Raw genomic sequence first — 17,341 nt, 5'->3', positions numbered from 1 at the left:
AAAATCTATACACCATGCTGGCAGCCGTGTTTTCGCTCTAACTCTAACAATAATGCGCTTAAAACATATAAAACTGGTTGGCTTTAAATCCTTTGTCGACCCTACCAAAGTTCCTTTTCCTGACCAGATGACTTGTGTCGTGGGGCCAAACGGCTGCGGCAAATCCAATGTTATTGATGCCGTGCGCTGGGTGCTGGGCGAAAGTTCCGCGAAAAACTTGCGCGGCGATGCCATGAGTGACGTGATTTTTAACGGCTCAGCGTCTCGAAAACCGGTTTCTCAGGCCAGTGTTGAACTGGTTTTTGATAACAGTAGTGGGCGAATTCAGGGTGAGTTTGCTGCATTTAAAGAAATTTCTGTAAAACGTCAAGTCACCCGGGACGGCCAATCCAACTATTTTTTAAATGCCAGTAAGTGCCGGCGCCGGGATATTACAGACTTGTTCCTGGGTACCGGCCTGGGCCCCCGCAGCTATGCCATAATCGAGCAGGGTATGATCTCCCGGCTGATAGAATCTAAACCTCAGGAATTGCGGGTTTTTATCGAAGAAGCAGCGGGCATTTCAAAGTATAAAGAACGGCGCCGTGAAACCGAAAATCGAATGAAACATACGCGCGAAAATTTAGAGCGTATCAGCGACATCCGTGAGGAGCTGGGCCAGCAGCTTGATAAGCTGCAGCGACAAGCTGCTGCTGCCAGTCGCTACAAGCAATTAAAAGCCAGCGAGCGTCAACTAAGAGGGGAGCTCTACGGCCTGCGCTGGTTGCGATTAGAGCGTAAACGAGAGCAATTGCAGCAACAGCTTGAACAGCAGAAGACAGAATTAGAACGCTTGAAAACTGAGCACAGCGGTGATGAACAGGGCATTGCCGCCTATCAACAACAGGCCGGACAATTAAAAATAGCCGTTGAAGAAGCGCAGCATCAAGTATTTCTGCTGGCTAATCAAATTACCCGGCTGGAACAAAGCCAACAGCACCAGCGCCAGTTAAGTGAGCAGCGCCAGCAACGCCAGCAGCAACTGCAACAGGATCTTGAAGAGCTGCAACATCAGCAAGATGAAGACAGTCAGCAGCTGCAGCAGCTGGCCGAACAGGAAGAAGAACTGGCCCTTAAAGCAGAGCATATTGAAGAGCAACTGCTGATGCAGCAGGAACAGCTGCAAAGCGCAGAACAACAATGGCAACAACAGCAGTCGCAGCAGCGTGAATTACAACTAAAACAGCAACAACTGCAACAGCAGCTGCGCGAGATTGAATTAGAGCAGCAGCGTTTGCAGCAGCAACAAGATTACGCCGATGAGCAGAGGCAACAATTACAGCAGAACCTGGCTGAACTGGAGCAGACTGATCTCAGTGACGAGCTTGAACAGTTGCGACAACAGATCGCAGAAAAAGAGCAGGCGCTGGATATCGGCAAGCAGCAACACTCGCAACAGCAGCGCGATCTGCAGCAACAACAAGAGCAGACACAGAATCAACAGCAAAGCTATCAACATTGGCAGCAAGAATACCAACAGCATCAGGCTCGTTATCAGACATTGGAACAAGTTCTGCAAAGCCGGCAACCGGTTTTATCAGATGCGAATCAACAGTGGTTGCAACAGCATCAGGCAAGACCATTGCGCGAAGTGCTGCAAGTAGCGCAGCCATGGCGTGAAGCGCTGGAAAAGTTGTTAACGCCCTGGCTTAACAGCTATTGGCTGGATCAGCCGGTAGCCGTTGAGCAGGTGCCCGAAGATATCAGTCTGCTGTGGCCGCTATCGCCGATACAGCAAGGTTCCACTTCGCAGCTAAAGCGTGCCAGCGAGGTGGTCACTGGATCCGCCAAACACTGGCCGCTGCTGAATTACTGTGTGCTGGCCGATTCGCTGCAGGAGGGTTACCAGGCTTTACAACGCGACGATTCATTGCTATTTGCTGTGACCCGTAGCGGCCACTGGTGCAGTACCGGCAGTTTAGCAACTGATAAAGTGCGCGAGGACAGTGTGCTGCAGATGCAAGATCAACTGCAACAGCTACAGCGACAGTACCGGCTGGCAAAAAGTGAGCGTGAGGCAGCTGAACTAAAGCTAGGCGATGCTCAGCGGCAGCTTGAAACCCTGCAGCGGCAATGTGAAGAGGCGGGGCAGCAATGCCAGGCTCTGGAGAGCAGCTTGAGCCAGCAGCGACAGCGGGCTGAGTTTTTGCAGCAACAGCAGAGTGAAAGGCAGCAGCGGCGGGCAGATTTGCAACAACGGCTGGAGCACTTAAAACAGCAAACTGAGCATAGCGCCCAGCAGTTGCAGAGCTTAGATAGTCAGCAGCAGAAACTGCAGCGGCAGCAACAGCAACAGCAGTTAGAGCAAGGCAGCCGCGAGCAGCCTGAAGCACTTGAACAGCATTTACGAGAATTACAGGAACAGCGTCAGCAATGGTTGAGCCGGCAGCAGCAAATTCAGTTACAACGGCAAAACCTGCAGACTCAGCAGCAGCAGCTAAGCAAACTGACCCAGCGCTATAGTCAGCGCCGGCAAGCCCTGCAGGCTGAGGCAGAAGAACTGATGCAGCAACAACAGCAACATCAGCAGATCGATGAGCAGGAGCAATTAGCAGAGTTACTGGGCAAGCGTGAACAGGCGGATGATCATTTATTGCAGGTTCGCGAACAGTTAGCAGAGGTTGAAAACCAGCTGCATCAACTGAACCAGGGGCGGTCGCAAATTAATGACAAGATCAGCCAGGCACAGCAACAGCTGCAGGCTACTGAAATTGAACTGGCGAAGCAGCAGGAACGAACCCATGCGGCTCTGGATTCGCTGTCAGGGGTAGGGCTTTCATTAAAGCAGGTGCTGCAGGACGTCGACGAGACCGCTAATGAGGACACTCTCAGTCAGCAACTGGACAAGTTAACTGCGCAAATAAAGCGCCTGGGCGCTGTTAACCTGGCTGCCATCGAGGAGGCGAAAACGCAAAAAGAACGTAAAGACTATCTGGATACACAGTATGATGATTTATGCTCAGCGTTAGATACCCTTGAACAGGCTATCCGTAAAATTGAACGGGAAACACGACAGCGTTTTAAAACAACATTTGTCGCCATTAATCGCGATTTGCAGGTACTGTTTCCTAAGGTGTTTGCGGGTGGTCATGCCGAACTAAGGCTAACCGATGACGACCTGCTGGAAACCGGGGTAACTATCATGGCACAGCCACCGGGTAAGAAAAATAGTACGATCCATTTGCTAAGTGGTGGAGAAAAAGCATTAACCGCTTTATCATTGGTGTTTGCTATTTTTCGCCTGAATCCGGCTCCGTTTTGTCTGTTAGACGAAGTTGATGCGCCGCTGGACGATACTAATGTGGCTCGGTTTTGCCGCTTAGTAGACGATATGTCGGGCTCAGTGCAGTTTATCTATATCAGTCATAATAAAGTTGCAATGGAAATGGCATCCCATCTGGCGGGTGTTACGATGCAAGAAGCAGGCGTATCAAGGCTGGTCGCTGTTGATATTGAGCAAGCCGTGGCCATGACAGAAGGCTAATAATTATAATGATAAGGTTGGCAATTGAATGAGCAATCTACAGATAACCTTAGGTATCGTCGGTGTTTTGGTAATTATCGGTATTGTTGCGCACGGTATCTGGACGATGCGTAAAAATAATCAACCGGTAAGAGAAAAGCAACGGCGACAACCGATCACAGAGCCGCAGCAGGATGCAGAGCCTGAGACTTTATCAACTGAGTCGGTTGAAGAGCCAACCATGGACATCGAGCAAATGTCGATGAACCTTGATTTGGATGAGGAAGATGCGCCGCTGCCTTCGATGCGTGTCGAGCAGGATGAAGAGAGCGAAGACCAACCGCAACAGTTTAATGCAGCGGCTACCGGTCAAACGGAAAAGCCACTGTCCGCGGAACCTGCCGAACAACAGCAATCTGAAGTACAACAGCAACCTGAAATACAACAGGAAATACCGGAACAGGCGGCCGTAGCTCCACAACCGCCCCAGCAGGTAATTTCTTTATTTGTAAAAGGTTCTGTGCAGGGTGCCTTGTTGCTGCAAATGATGACTGAGCTTGGTTGCAAGTTTGGTGATATGGGTATTTTTCACCGCTATCAGCAGACCTCAGGTAACGGCCCCATGATTTTTAGTGTCGCCAATATGTTTAACCCGGGAACTTTTGATCTTGATAACATCGAACAGTTTGAAACTGAGGGGGTAGCCCTGTTTATGACGTTACCGCAGGAAGGTGATGGGCAGCAGGCTTTTAATATGATGCTGAATGCGGCCAAAAAACTGGCCATGGAAATTCCTCAGGGGCAGGTGCTTGATGGCGAGCGGCAGCTTTTATCGCGACAGTCTATCCAAAAAACTCACCAAACCATTCGTGAATTCGAAAAAGCTCAGCAAGATCTTTAATGTTACTCAGTTCACTTTAGACAGTGTTGGATTATGACCGATAAAAGTTCAGTTGAAAAACGCATGCAGGAATTAGAGAGCCTGCTGAGTCGCTATAACCGTGAATATTATGAACAGGATGAACCCAGTGTCCCGGACAGTGAATACGATCGGCTGTTCAGGGAGCTGCAGCAACTGGAGCAGCAACATCCTCAACTCATGTCAGCGCAGTCACCGACACAAAAAGTGGGCAGTAAAGCACTCACCAAATTTGAAACCGTTGCCCATGAGAAGCCGATGCTGTCATTGGATAATGCGTTTTCTGCGGAGGAGTTCGAAGCCTTCTCTCAACGAGTGATTCAGCGCCTGGACAGCAGTCAGCCGATAACCTTTTGTTGTGAGCCGAAGCTGGATGGCCTGGCCGTTAGTATTCTTTATGAAAACGGCACTCTGGTGCGTGCTGCAACTCGTGGTGACGGCTATACGGGTGAGAACATCACTGAAAACGTAAAAACCATTCGTAACGTTCCGCTGACCTTAGCCGCTGATGCTCCCGAGCGCTTAGAAGTAAGGGGTGAGGTGTTTATGCCAACTCCGGCTTTTGAAAATTTTAATCAGCGAGCCCGGGAACAGGGCGATAAGGTATTCGCGAATCCCCGTAACGCGGCGGCAGGAAGCCTACGCCAGCTGGACTCAAAAGTTACTGCCAGGCGTCCTTTGCACTTTTATGCCTATGGATTGGGCGTTATTGCTAAAGCGGCAGAACCGCAACTGCCGGACAGTCACTTCGAACGTCTGCAACAATTATCGGCGTGGGGTCTGCCCATTAGCGACGAGATAAAGTTAGCGCACTCGGTGCAGGCGTGTGAAGACTTTTACCAGGATATTTTTGAACGGCGCGACAAACTGAATTATGAAATCGATGGCATCGTTTATAAAGTTGATGCTATTGCTTTACAGCAGGACTTAGGCTTTGTTGCCCGAGCGCCGCGCTGGGCGATAGCACGGAAATTCCCCGCCCAGGAGCAACTAACGACCATTATCGGGGTTGATTTTCAGGTAGGTCGCACGGGGGCCGTAACACCGGTAGCGCGCCTTGAACCGGTCAATGTGGGTGGTGTGATGGTTGCCAACGCTACCTTACATAATGCAGATGAAATAGAGCGTCTTGGTGCGCGCATTGGAGATGTTGTTAGTGTCCGCCGTGCCGGTGATGTTATTCCACAAGTTGTTCAGGTGGTAACCGGGCAACGTCCGGAGAATACTCAGCCGATAGAGTTTCCGCAGCAGTGTCCGGTTTGTGGTTCTGATATCGAAAAAATAGCCAGTGAAGCCGTGGCTCGTTGCAGTGGCGGCTTAATTTGTGCTGCTCAGCGTAAAGAAGCGATTAAACATTTTGCCTCGCGTAAAGCCATGGATATTGATGGTATGGGCGATAAGATTGTCGAGCAGCTGGTCGAGCGCGAGTGGGTTAAGTCACCCGCCGATTTATATCGTTTGACAGAGCCGCTGCTTGCTTCTTTACCGAGAATGGGGCAAAAGTCGGCCAAAAATCTGCTTGCAGCTATTGCGCAAACCCGTCAGACAACCCTGCCACGGTTTATCTATGCATTGGGGATCCGCGAGGTTGGTGAAGCGACCGCTGCGGCGCTTGCCGGGTATTTTCAGTCTTTTGATCAGTTGGTTAAGGCTACGGCTGAGCAATTGCAGGAAGTTGAAGATGTTGGTGGGGTAGTTGCGCAGCATATTACGCGTTTTTTCGCTGAGCCACACAATCAAAAAGTTCTGCAACAGTTGCGCGAAGTGATTTCCTGGCCTGAGGGCGAAAAAACTGCAGCTAAAAGTGACCGGCTGGCAGGTAACATGTATGTACTCACCGGAACGCTGGCAGAGATGACCCGCGACGAAGCAAAACACGCATTGCAGGCCTTGGGGGCTAAAGTTACGGGGTCGGTTTCAAAGAAGACAAGTGCAGTTGTGGCCGGTGATAACGCTGGCTCAAAGCTGGCCAAAGCCGAGCAGTTAGGGGTGCCCGTACTATCCGAACAAGAGTTACAAGCGTTACTCGCTGACGCTGATTAGCGTCGGCGAGAACTGAGGTCGCGAATAACTCCTACACCGCTGATATCACTGATGCCCGAGTCATTAAATTCAAAATTTATTGCCGGGTGTGTAGCATCGACCAGATAGCTTTTATCATCCACCAGGATCACCAGGTGCTTATAAGGTTGTTCTTCTTCAAAATCCCGGCGAGGTTTAATTGCCACATAGTGACCGCCAATATTTAGCTCAAAAGATTTAAAAAAACCGTTGGCAAACTCTGCAATGTATATTAAGCCTTCTTTATTGATTACCGCATTCAGGCGATAGTTGGGCGGCGGCTCATCAGTGCGAAGCTTGGCTTTACCAGCACTAAAAACGTGTGTATCAAATGTCTTTTGAAACGAAAAGCCAAATTTAAAGCTCTCGGTGCGGCCGCTGGGGTAGTTAATGCTGCCATCTCCGGGAGCCTCCCATTGCTGGGCTTTCAGGCTAAAGCTTGTGGCGAGTAAAATAAACGCCAGTGATGCCATTATCCACTGGCTGGTGTTTTTAATTGTCATGTACTTAACCGCTAACATTGGTAACGTCTACCTTTAAAGTCAATCGTTGACCTGGCTGTAAGTAGCGCTGCCGACTGATGTTATTCCATTGCTCTATTTCGCCGATGGAAACGTTAAATTTGCTGGCAATCCGGGCTAATGAATCGCCGTTACGAACCTGATAATTGACCGTGCGAATCAGGCTACTCTGACGCTTTACGGTTTGTTGATCCTGTGACCAGATTACCAGTTTTTGCCCGGGACGCAAGAAATCACCCGGCGCCATGCCGTTCCATTTGGCCAGCTCGCGCATACCCACCTGATAAGTCCGGCTTAAGTCCCATAAAGTGTCGCCGGACTGCACAATATGCTCGGCTTTATTGCCTTTACGTTGCTGCTGTTGTTTGGCCTGCAAACGTTGATCCTGAGACAGGCTGTAGTCACTTAATTCATTACTGGCAACGGGGATTAACAGATGATCACCGGAGCGGATAATGTGGCTGCTGATATCATTGACCCGCTGAATAGCAGCAACGGAGGTGTGATATTTTTTGGCAATCGTGATCAGGCTTTCACCGGACTGTATTTGATGGCGTTGCCAACTAAGCCACTGTTTTGGATCAGAGTTTTCTATGGCCGTTTGAAAAGTTTCTGCGTTAGGCTGCGGCAGCAGTAATCGATGCGGACCCTCAGGGGCGGTTGACCAGCGATTATAGGCCGAATTATAAAGGTGTAAGGTTTCTAGGGGTAAGTCAGCCATCTCGGCCGCTTTAGCCAAATCGATTTGGGCTGGCAGCTCGACCACCTGCAGTTGCGGCTGGTTAGCTATCGGGTGCCAAATAATGCCATAACGTTCGCTGTTGGTTAAAATATCTGAGAGGGCCAGAAGCTTAGGCACGTAAGCCCGGGTCTCGCGAGGCAAATCAAGAGACCAAAAATCGGTTGGCTTACCCACGCGTTTGTTTTTTCGAATCGCGGCACCAACCCGGCCCTGGCCGGAGTTATAAGCAGCAAGCGCATGCAGCCAGTCACCATCGAAATACTCATGCAGATAGTCAAGGTAATCTAAGGCGGCGTGAGTAGCCGCATAGACATCCCGCCGACCATCGTACCACCAGTTGATGTCCAGGCCGTAGTGGCGAGCTGTACCCGGGATAAATTGCCAGACGCCGGAAGCACTGCCATGGCTATAAGCAAAAGGGTCGAAAGCGCTCTCTACGATAGGCAACAATACTAAGTCCATTGGCATGTCGCGCTGTTCAATGGCTTCAACAATTAAATGTAAAAAAGGCTCGGCTCGTTTACCTACCCGCTTAAGGTATGTCGGGTGGCTCACATACCAATTGCGCTGTGCGCGAATGCGGGGGTTGTCAGGTGCTGTAAAGCGCAGCTGCTGACGGATTCGTTGCCATAAATCTGTTATTGGTGGCGGGCTGTCAACCGGCTCCCGGGCCAGAGATGCCGGGTTAATGCGGGTACCCGAGGCTAATTCAGGTATGGCCTGTAAGTCTGGCAAAGGGTTGGTTACAGGATCCCTAGCCGAATCCTGTTGGCCGACCGCGGCGCCAGGCTGTTTATCATTGCTCTGCTTGTCAGCCACTAGTCGATTATTGTCGGTTGTTTGACAGCCGGTTACAGAAAATGCTGCCAGCGCTATCAGACTACTGGTTAATACCTTTAATTTCATGCAGTACAAGCTTCTTTAATAAGTAAAATCCACTCGCAGTTTAAAGAATTATGCCGAGTCTTTCCACTGCCTTATGACTGCAAATACCTCGTTTTTGTCTGTCAGTTTCTGTCCGGCGTGCTGCTCGGCCGCGTCAATCACCGCTTGCTGGTCAAAACGTAAAAAAGGGTTAATGGCCAGTTCAAGCTGAAGACTGCTGGGCAGGGTGATTTCCTTTTGCTGGCGCATCAGCTTTACTTTTTCCAAATAGCCCAGCAACAGCGTATTAGCGGGTTCAACCAGAGTTGCAAAAGTCAGGTTGGCCTGAGTGTATTCGTGTGCGCAAAACACCCGGGTGTTACCAGGCAGCTGGCGTAACTTCGATAAAGAACGTACAAATTGCTCAGGCGTACCTTCAAACATCCGCCCGCAGCCTCCGGAAAATAGCGTATCACCACAAAATAAATAACCGGCGGTATAAAATGCAATGTGATCGAGAGTGTGTCCGGGAGTTTCAAAAATATCAAAAGTCAGCCCAAGCCGATTAACCTGATCGCCTTCGCTTAGCGGCTCTGAGACCCCCTCAATATCGCTATTGGCAGGGCCAAAGGCCGGCGCAGGGTGGTCTGCCAACAAGGGTTTTAAGCCATCGGTATGATCCCAGTGATGATGGGTTATAAAATAGCTGTCAACGGTCGCCTGGTGTTGCTCTAGCCACTCTTTTACGGGGGCTGCATCCCCGGGGTCGACAACAATGACTCGTTTTTCGGCTGTTGGCTGGATAATCCAAATGTAATTATCATCAAAAGCTTTTACCGCATGAGCTCGCATAGTAATCTCGTCAGGATTAGAGTAAGTTGATAAGTCTAAGCCTAGCATAAAGGAGCTGAGGGTGCTGCTAAAGCCAGCTTACAATGCCGCCCGGCTTCCGGGCCCCAACAGTTGGGATGATATTGCCTCTGGTGAATTTATCCGCGAACAGACGCAGTCTTTAATCAATGATTACGGACGTCGGTTGCGAGGTGGTACGACACTGTTAATGGGTCCATTATCGCAACAGCTTAATTGCCACCGATTTACTCTGCAAAAAGTGCTGCAGGTGAGTCCAGTTGTTGATTCTGTTGCCGGCGGGCATTGTCAGATTAAGGCACAACTGGAGTACTTACCGGTAAAAAACGCCAGTGTTGAGCAGGTGATCATGCCATTTGTACTCGAGTTTAGCCGTGATCCCCATCAGATCTTACGCGAAGCAAACCGCGTACTGGTAGACGACGGTTATCTGCTACTGACCGGGTTTAATCCCCTGAGTCCAGCGTTACTCAGCGGTTGGTTACCGGGTAAGAAAAAATCGCTCCCCTGGGCGGGCCGCTATTTTACCGCACTGAGAGTGAGAGATTGGCTATCCTTACTGGGGTATGAACTGGTTCAGTACGATTATTTTGTCGGTCGCTTTTTGTTTCTCGAGGCAACATCGGCCGCTGAACAACAAAAAACGGCATGGACCGAAAAGTTATGCCGCAAGTTAACACCACTTAGCGCTTGTTACGCGATTTTGGCACGCAAACGTGTGTATATCGAGCTACCAACAGCTAAGGTTAAAAGGATATCAGCGCTTACCGGCCAGCCGGTGGCGGTGACCAGACTATCATCAACACTAAAGCGAAACTGAGGAGTATCCTATGATTGATGCAATGAAACTTTGCCAAATGGCTAAAAATAATGTCAATGAAGTAACGACTGAACAGCTGCAGCAGGCCATCCGCGATGGTGCCCGGGTTATTGACGTGCGTGAGCCGGCAGAATACCAGCAAGGCCACATTCGTGAGGCGGTTAATATGCCCCGCGGCGTACTGGAAATGCAGTTAAACCAGCACCCGGATGTTGCCGGCTATGACGATGCGCTACAGCGTATCGCTGATAAACCCTTGTATCTGATTTGCGGTACCGGTGGCCGTTCGGCGCTGTCAGCAGAGAGCCTGGAACGGATGGGTTTTGACAAAATTTACAACGTTGCTGGCGGGATGAAAGCCTGGCAACAAGAAAAGCGTCCGGTGGTAATGGGCGACCCAACTGCTTAAGGCGCGCAATAGCCGACATCCTCTGCTTCTGGTGAACGGCTCGCTGCCTGGCGGGCCAGTTCATCACAGCGCTCGTTTTGAGGGTGGCCGGAGTGTCCTTTAACCCAGTCCCAACGCACTTTGTGCAACTGTATTTGTTGGTCAAGTTGTTGCCATAAATCCTGGTTTTTAACGGCCTTGCGGGCAGCGGTTTTCCAGCCGTTTCGCTTCCAGCCTGTCATCCACTGCTCGATACCATTTTTTACATACTGGCTATCGGTGGTGATAATGATCTCACAACTTCGCTTTAATACTTTCAGGCCCTCAATACAGGCCATCATTTCCATGCGGTTATTGGTGGTGCAACGAAAGCCCTGACTCAATTCTTTAACGTGGCCATTGTATTCGATAACGGCACCGTAACCGCCGGGACCAGGGTTGCCCAGACACGAGCCGTCAGTATAAAGATGAACTGTTTTTGTGTTGGTCATAAATATTGCTACTATTGGCGAACGAAAAATTGAGAGTATATCAGGAAGTTTACATGCGTCAGATTGTCTTGGATACCGAAACTACCGGTATCAATCCCGCCGATGGTCACCGAATCATCGAAATCGGTTGCGTTGAATTAATTGACCGCAAGCTTACCGGCAATCATTTTCATGTCTACATTAATCCCCAGCGGGTGGTCGAAGAGGAAGCGATCGCTGTGCATGGCATCACCAATGATTTTCTTGAAGATAAACCTGTATTTGCCCAGGTAGCGGATGACCTTATCGAGTTTATCCGGGGCGCACAACTGGTGATCCATAACGCTCCCTTTGATGTCGGTCATATGGACGCAGAGTTTGCCCGGTTACAGGCAGGTTATCAGCCTACCGAAACCTTTTGTGATGTGCTGGACTCGCTGAAGCTGGCGCGCGATATGCGCCCTGGTCAGCGCAACAGTCTGGATGCTCTGTGTAAGGCCTATGGAGTGGATAATTCTTCCCGGCAATTACACGGAGCGTTACTGGATGCCGAGATTCTGGCTGATGTCTATTTAATGATGACCGGCGGGCAGACAGCACTGAACCTGCATAATCGCCAGCGTGGCCAGCAGGGGGCCTCGGAGGTGCAGCATCAGGAAATAAAAAACCGTCCTGCGCTCAAGGTTTTAACTGCATCAGCCGATGAATTAGAACAACATCAACAACGTTTAGAGCTGGTTCAACAAGAGGGTGGTAAGTGCCTGTGGCTGGAATAACCGTGCGCCTTTTAATTGTTTGTCTATTGCTGTTCAGTAGCATGGGCCAGGCGCAGCAAGACAATGATAATCCGCAGCAAGCTGCCATGGAGCTACTGGATAGTCCCATGGATAATACGCTGCCAATAAAAGGGCAGCGTTTTCGGATCGATAACAATGTCGAAGAAATCACCCTGCTTTTCTTTCGTGAAGAAGGCAGCGACCCGCTGATTGTTATTCGCCCCGATGGCAGTAAATGGTACGACACTGACTACCCGGTAGAAAAAGTCAGCTGGTATACAGATCCCAGTTTCGACATGATTAAAATAAAAGAACCGCAGCCCGGACCCTGGCAAGTGGCCGGGCGGGTCGATGAAAAAAATAAGGCGGTGATTGTATCGGAGATCTATTTTCAGGCTGATCCACTGCCAGACCAAGTTTTTCAAAATGAACAGCTAAAAGTTGAAGGGGTTCTTTATAACGGTGACCAGCCGGTCGATACCTCGCGTTTTGGTGAAATGGTGCAGTTAAGTGTGCTTTTTGTCTCTTCCAATGACCCAGACGATGATAACTTTGGCGCAACTCCCACCCGGGTAGCTGAATTTCAGGACGATGGCAAAGGCTACGACGAGAAGCCCGGAGACGGAGTCTTCACCGGTCGCTTTAACCTGGATTTGGAATCCGGCAACTATCTACCGGTTTTTGAACTGTCAACGCCGTTGTATGAGCGCCGTCAGGAAGCTGATATGGTGATGGTGGAACCACAGCCGGTGCAGGTCAACTTTGTACTGGCCGAAGAGCGAGGGCGTGATAACCTTGTTGAAATAACGGTCGACGATAGCTTACTGAAACCGCAAAGCGTTGCTATCAATGGTTCAGTGCAATATCCCAACGGCGAAGAACGGCGTTTTTCGGTAACTCAGATAGAAAACTTTCCCTATCAAATACCGCTGGCGAATTTAGATTATGGCAAGCACCGGGTAAGTCTTGAGATATTTGCAACGTCACAGCAAGATCGGGAAATTAAATTGTTGCTGGACGACTTAACCTTTATTTCTGTAGAGCCGATTTCTGAGCCGACTGCTGAAGAACTTGCGCAACAAGCCCGCGAACAGGCGGCCAGAGAAGCAGAACAAGCCAGACAACAGCAGGCGGCTGAAGAGCGCCAGGCGATGATCAATGTGATTATCATTATTGCCGTCAATATTCTGTTAATTGTGGTAGCGATAGGTTTTGTTTGGTGGAAGCGCCGCAAAAAAGCGACAAAAACTGAAGAAACTGTTTAAAAAAACGCTGATATGCCTATTAATCGTTCAAACAGTCATAAGGTTTAAAAAATTATGAAAAAAAGGGTTGACTGTTTTGCCCCTCGCTCGTAATATTCACGCCGCGTTCAGGGCAGAGTCCTAAACGTCGGTTAAAGTGGAGCGGTAGTTCAGTTGGTTAGAATGCCGGCCTGTCACGCCGGAGGTCGCGGGTTCGAGTCCCGTCCGCTCCGCCACTTAACCACGGTCTTTAATATAGATTATGGACCACCACATCTTTGATGTGGAGCGGTAGTTCAGTTGGTTAGAATGCCGGCCTGTCACGCCGGAGGTCGCGGGTTCGAGTCCCGTCCGCTCCGCCATTAAAGAAAAACACGCTTCGGCGTGTTTTTTTGTTTCTGCCGCAAATTTTTTTATCCTTCCTATTCTAATTAACGGCCGCTTCGTTTACCGTTAATTTAAGCATTTTTGCCGTTTAGCTATTGAGCCTGAGCGGCAGCAAGTCTAGAGTATCAGTACGAAAATTTACTTCGCTTAATAAGAATTACAGTTACCGGGAGAAAAACCAATGCGTAAAACATTAGTTGCTGTTGCGATCGGCGCCGCAGTATCACTGAGTGCGTGTAGCGACAACACCGAACAAACTTCAACCAGTCAGGCCGAAGGGCAGGCATCAACTGAGCAGACCCAGCAGCAGGATGCGATGACGCAAAACCCCTTCTATCAGGCCAGTAGCCTGCAATACCAGGCTCCTGATTTTAACGCCATCGAGTTTAAACACTTTAAACCGGCCTTCGAAAAAGGTATGCAGGAACATATGGCGGAAGTTAACGAGATTGCCGAAAACCCGGCCATCCCAAATTTTCAGAACACCATTGTTGCAATGGAAAAAGCGGGGCAGTTGCTAAATCGGGTTAGCTCGGTTTTTTACAACCTGTCCTCATCGCACTCGGATGATCAGATTCGTGAACTGCAGGCCGAGCTAGCGCCTAAGATGGCCGCTCACCAGGATAATATTCGCCTGAACCCGGACCTATTTAAACGCATCAGCGACTTATACGAGCAGCGTGAAGTGCTGGAACTGGGTAATGAAGAACAACGTCTTATCGAAGAATATTACAAAGACTTTGTGCGTTCGGGAGCATTACTGTCGGATCAGGAAAAAGCTCAGATTCGTGATGTTAATGAGCAGTTATCAAGCCTGACCAACGACTTCCGCAGCGGCCTGATGGGGCTGACCCAGGAAACGGTTATTTTTGTCGAGGACAAAGAACAGCTAGCAGGCTTAAGCGAGAGCCGGATTAAAGGCCTGGCGAATGCAGCTGAAAGCCGTGATAAGTCAGGCCAGTATGCGATTGTACTGACCAACACCACCCGCCAGTCGATCTTAGCTGAACTTGAGAATCGCGAGTTGCGCGAGCGCGTCTGGAAAGCGTCGGCGGACCGGGGAACCGGTAACACTGCAACTGATCAACGTCCACTTGTTAAGCAGCTGGTCAGTTTGCGTGCGGAAAAAGCCAAGCTTTTAGGTTACGACAGCTGGGGCGATTACGTTCTGGAGACGAATATGGCCGGCAACCCCGGCGCGGCTAAGAAAATGTTAAGTGACCTTGTTCCGGCAGTGGTTTCGAACGTTGAGCGCGAAGCGGATGCTATTCAGCAGGTTATCGACAGCGAAGGTAATGATTTCGAATTACAGCCCTGGGACTGGTTTTACTATGCAGAAAAAGTTCGTGCTGAGAAATACGCTATAGATTCCGATGAAGTGAAAAAGTATTTCGAGTTCAACCGAGTGCTGGAAGATGGTGTCTTTTATGCGATGACTGAATTGTTTGGCATCACCTTTAAAGAAATTAATGACATCCCGGTCTATCAGGAAGATGTCAAAGTGTACGAAGTGTTTGATGTTGACGGCAGCAGCATGGGCTTATTCTATGCCGACTACTTTGCTCGTGACAGCAAGCGCGGCGGAGCCTGGATGAGCTCTTTCCGCTCACAGTCCGGATTGATGGATCAAAAGCCGGTGATTCTTAATAACATGAACATCACCAAAGCTCCGGACGGCGAGCCTACCTTATTGAGCTTTGACGAAGTTTCGACCATGTTTCACGAGATGGGGCATGCCTTGCACGGTATGTTCTCTGATGTTGAGTATCCTTCGCTGGCAGGCACCTCAGTGTCGCGCGACTACGTAGAATTCCCGTCGACTTTCCAGGAAGACTGGATGCTGAACGAGAAAGTTATTGCCAGTTTTGCCAAGCATTATGAAACCGGTGAACAGATTCCAGATGAGCTATTAGAAAAAGTTCTGGCAGCACGCAACTTTAACCAGGGCTTTGACACCCTCGAATATGTTGCTGCCGCTTTACTGGACCTGGAATACCACAGCATTGAAGCAGGTACCGAAATAGATGATGTAGTGGCTTTCGAAAAAGAAGCTCTGGAGCGCAATGGTGTTAATGTTGTGGCTGTACCGCCGCGTTACCGCTCAACCTATTTTGCCCATGTTTTCGCTGGCGGATACTCAGCAGGCTACTATGCTTACATGTGGAGCGAAGTGTTGGCTGCAGATGCCTTTAAACACATGAACAATAACGGCGGTTTAACGCTGGAAAACGGACAGGCTTTCCGCAAAGAGATTCTGTCACAAGGCAACAGCAAAGATCCCATGCAGCAGTATATCGACTGGCGTGGGCAAGAGCCAACTGTAGAAGCTCTGTTAGAACGTCGGGGTTTAACGGATCCGTCAATTAACTAAGGTTAATTTGTCAATTCGGACACGTTACCAAAGCCACTGGCGTTAATAATGCCGGTGGCTTTTTTGTTTCTATTGAAAACAGGGAGCGGTATGACCGAACGTATTGTAATTGTTGGAGGGGGCGCCGGCGGGCTGGAACTCGCCTCCCAGCTGGGTAAAAACCTGGGTAAAACGGATAAAGCAGAAATATTATTGATCGACAGGGACAGCACACATGTCTGGAAGCCGCTATTTCACGAAGTGGCGTCTGGAGCCCTTGATTCGAGTTTAGCCGAACTGGATTATCGTGGTCAGGGAGCCCGTAGCGGCTTTGAATTTGTGCTGGGTACGCTGGATTCCATCGATCGGGAAAATAAACGGGTGTGTCTTGCCCCAATAACTGACGATGGCGAGCAAATTTTAGCTGAGCGTCACCTATCTTACGATAAGCTCGTTATTGCCGTTGGTAGTGTGACTAATGATTTGGGTATTGAGGGTATTGCTGAACACTGCTTTTACCTTGACTCCACTACTCAGGCTGACCATTTTCACCAGGAATTATTAAACGAATTTTTACGCGTTAACCAAGCCATTAAAAACGGTGATGAACAAAGCCTGGATATCACTATTTCCGGTGGTGGCGCCACCGGTGTTGAATTGGCCGCCGAGCTGGTTCATTCCGTGTCATTGCTGAATGTTTATGGTCTGGATCAATTAGATCCGGAACACCTTAACGTCACACTTGTAGAAGCTACACCGCGCCTTTTACCTGGTTTGCAAAAATCGCTGGCTGAGCGCGTCCACAAAAAACTAGAGTCGCTGGGAGTTACCGTGATAACCGACAACCCGGTGGTTAAAGCCAATGACAAGGGCCTGGTATTAAAAGATGAGACTCAGTTGTCGGCTAATCTTACTGTCTGGGCTGCGGGAGTCAGGGCGCCGGAATTTCTGTCGGAGCTTGGTCTGGAAACCAGAAAAAACCATCAAATACTGGTTAATGAGTATTTACAGTCCACGGTTGACTCATCGATATACGCACTAGGGGACTGTGCCGCCTGTCCACTTGATGATGAAAATTTTGTACCGCCCAGAGCCCAGGCAGCTCATCAGATGGCCGACGCATTGCAACGTAACTTTATTCGTCAGCACAAAGGCAAAGAAGCTAAAGCGTTTGAGTACAATGATCGGGGCTCCTTAATTTCCCTTAGTCGTTATACCGCAGTCGGTAAATTGATGCGCAGTAAAAGTCTTTCACTGTCGGTTGAGGGTAAGCTGGCGCAATATGCTTATGCCAGCCTTTACCGGATGCATCAGCAAGCACTGTTTGGCTGGTGGAAAACGCTATTAGTAATCGCTGTTGATAAACTCAATCATGCCGTCAAGCCGCGTTTAAAACTGCATTAAGCAAAACGCTCAAGCGTATACTT

General features: G+C 49.5%; 13 protein-coding genes and 2 tRNA genes. 11 read left to right on the top strand and 4 right to left on the bottom strand.

Features of this window, described 5'->3' with window-relative positions:
• Positions 1–52 precede the first annotated feature (52 nt).
• From smc to ligA, 3 genes are read left to right on the top strand one after another with little or no spacing between them, the layout of a single operon-like run.
• On the top strand, positions 53–3,523 hold the full coding sequence (smc, locus tag LG288_RS07610; protein WP_404399592.1) for a chromosome segregation protein SMC: 3,471 nt from the start codon (positions 53–55) through the stop codon (positions 3,521–3,523).
• Positions 3,524–3,551: 28 nt separating this feature from the next.
• On the top strand, positions 3,552–4,403 hold the full coding sequence (zipA, locus tag LG288_RS07605) for a cell division protein ZipA (protein WP_404399590.1): 852 nt from the start codon (positions 3,552–3,554) through the stop codon (positions 4,401–4,403).
• Positions 4,404–4,436: 33 nt separating this feature from the next.
• On the top strand, positions 4,437–6,464 hold the full coding sequence (ligA, locus tag LG288_RS07600) for an NAD-dependent DNA ligase LigA (protein ID WP_404399588.1): 2,028 nt from the start codon (positions 4,437–4,439) through the stop codon (positions 6,462–6,464).
• On the opposite strand, the gene LG288_RS07595 is transcribed toward ligA, so the two are convergent.
• The 3 genes from LG288_RS07595 to gloB are packed head-to-tail and all read right to left on the bottom strand — an operon-like array spanning position 6,461 to position 9,461.
• Entirely contained in the window at positions 6,461–6,985 is a 525-nt protein-coding gene (locus LG288_RS07595; protein WP_404399586.1) for a hypothetical protein, read from the bottom strand. The two genes, ligA and LG288_RS07595, sit on opposite strands and share 4 nt — an antisense overlap.
• Positions 6,986–6,989: 4 nt before the next feature.
• Positions 6,990–8,651 carry a LysM peptidoglycan-binding domain-containing protein gene (locus LG288_RS07590; protein ID WP_404399584.1) on the bottom strand — a complete coding sequence of 554 codons (1,662 nt, stop codon included), beginning with the start codon at positions 8,649–8,651 and terminating at the stop codon, positions 6,990–6,992.
• Positions 8,652–8,699: 48 nt separating this feature from the next.
• The gene (gene gloB, locus LG288_RS07585) at positions 8,700–9,461 is read right to left on the bottom strand and encodes a hydroxyacylglutathione hydrolase (RefSeq protein WP_404399583.1); all 762 of its coding nucleotides are present in this window, start codon (positions 9,459–9,461) and stop codon (positions 8,700–8,702) included.
• Between the two features lie 61 nt (positions 9,462–9,522).
• On the opposite strand from gloB, the gene LG288_RS07580 reads away from it, so the two are divergent.
• On the top strand, positions 9,523–10,299 hold the full coding sequence (locus tag LG288_RS07580; RefSeq protein ID WP_404399581.1) for a class I SAM-dependent methyltransferase: 777 nt from the start codon (positions 9,523–9,525) through the stop codon (positions 10,297–10,299).
• 10 nt (positions 10,300–10,309) lie between these two features.
• Positions 10,310–10,708 carry a rhodanese-like domain-containing protein gene (locus tag LG288_RS07575; protein ID WP_404399579.1) on the top strand — a complete coding sequence of 133 codons (399 nt, stop codon included), beginning with the start codon at positions 10,310–10,312 and terminating at the stop codon, positions 10,706–10,708.
• Here LG288_RS07575 and rnhA read toward each other — a convergent pair.
• Positions 10,705–11,178, bottom strand: coding sequence for a ribonuclease HI (gene rnhA, locus LG288_RS07570; protein WP_404399577.1), 474 nt, complete (start codon positions 11,176–11,178; stop codon positions 10,705–10,707). The two genes, LG288_RS07575 and rnhA, sit on opposite strands and share 4 nt — an antisense overlap.
• Positions 11,179–11,231: 53 nt before the next feature.
• Here rnhA and dnaQ point away from each other — a divergent pair, with 53 nt between their 5' ends.
• The 6 genes from dnaQ (at position 11,232) to LG288_RS07540 (ending at position 17,318) form a co-directional block, all read left to right on the top strand.
• Positions 11,232–11,933 (top strand): DNA polymerase III subunit epsilon, encoded by a 702-nt coding sequence (gene dnaQ, locus LG288_RS07565; RefSeq protein WP_404399575.1) that lies wholly within the window; start codon positions 11,232–11,234, stop codon positions 11,931–11,933.
• A 2-nt stretch (positions 11,934–11,935) separates the two neighbouring features.
• Entirely contained in the window at positions 11,936–13,198 is a 1,263-nt protein-coding gene (locus tag LG288_RS07560) for a TIGR03503 family protein (RefSeq protein ID WP_404399573.1), read from the top strand.
• Positions 13,199–13,336: 138 nt separating this feature from the next.
• Positions 13,337–13,413, top strand: a tRNA-Asp gene (locus tag LG288_RS07555).
• Between the two features lie 49 nt (positions 13,414–13,462).
• Positions 13,463–13,539 (top strand) — tRNA-Asp (locus LG288_RS07550).
• 206 nt (positions 13,540–13,745) lie between these two features.
• A complete protein-coding gene (locus LG288_RS07545) occupies positions 13,746–15,935 on the top strand; it encodes a M3 family metallopeptidase (RefSeq protein ID WP_404399571.1) in 2,190 nt (729 codons plus the stop codon).
• Between the two features lie 90 nt (positions 15,936–16,025).
• Entirely contained in the window at positions 16,026–17,318 is a 1,293-nt protein-coding gene (locus LG288_RS07540) for an NAD(P)/FAD-dependent oxidoreductase (protein ID WP_404399569.1), read from the top strand.
• Positions 17,319–17,341 lie beyond the last annotated feature (23 nt).

It is taken from the genome of Idiomarina seosinensis (assembly GCF_044797955.1).
Lineage (GTDB): Bacteria > Pseudomonadota > Gammaproteobacteria > Enterobacterales > Alteromonadaceae > Idiomarina > Idiomarina seosinensis_A.
Note: the sequence above shows the minus strand (reverse complement) of the source record. Positions and strands in the feature narration are given on the sequence as shown.

Coding starts and splice junctions, on each gene's coding strand:
- smc (WP_404399592.1), top strand. CDS start 53: ATGCGCTTAAAACATATAAAACTGGTTGGCTTTAAATCCTTTGTCGAC.
- zipA (WP_404399590.1), top strand. CDS start 3,552: ATGAGCAATCTACAGATAACCTTAGGTATCGTCGGTGTTTTGGTAATT.
- ligA (WP_404399588.1), top strand. CDS start 4,437: ATGACCGATAAAAGTTCAGTTGAAAAACGCATGCAGGAATTAGAGAGC.
- LG288_RS07595 (WP_404399586.1), bottom strand. CDS start 6,985: ATGACAATTAAAAACACCAGCCAGTGGATAATGGCATCACTGGCGTTT.
- LG288_RS07590 (WP_404399584.1), bottom strand. CDS start 8,651: ATGAAATTAAAGGTATTAACCAGTAGTCTGATAGCGCTGGCAGCATTT.
- gloB (WP_404399583.1), bottom strand. CDS start 9,461: ATGCGAGCTCATGCGGTAAAAGCTTTTGATGATAATTACATTTGGATT.
- LG288_RS07575 (WP_404399579.1), top strand. CDS start 10,310: ATGATTGATGCAATGAAACTTTGCCAAATGGCTAAAAATAATGTCAAT.
- rnhA (WP_404399577.1), bottom strand. CDS start 11,178: ATGACCAACACAAAAACAGTTCATCTTTATACTGACGGCTCGTGTCTG.
- dnaQ (WP_404399575.1), top strand. CDS start 11,232: ATGCGTCAGATTGTCTTGGATACCGAAACTACCGGTATCAATCCCGCC.
- LG288_RS07545 (WP_404399571.1), top strand. CDS start 13,746: ATGCGTAAAACATTAGTTGCTGTTGCGATCGGCGCCGCAGTATCACTG.
- LG288_RS07540 (WP_404399569.1), top strand. CDS start 16,026: ATGACCGAACGTATTGTAATTGTTGGAGGGGGCGCCGGCGGGCTGGAA.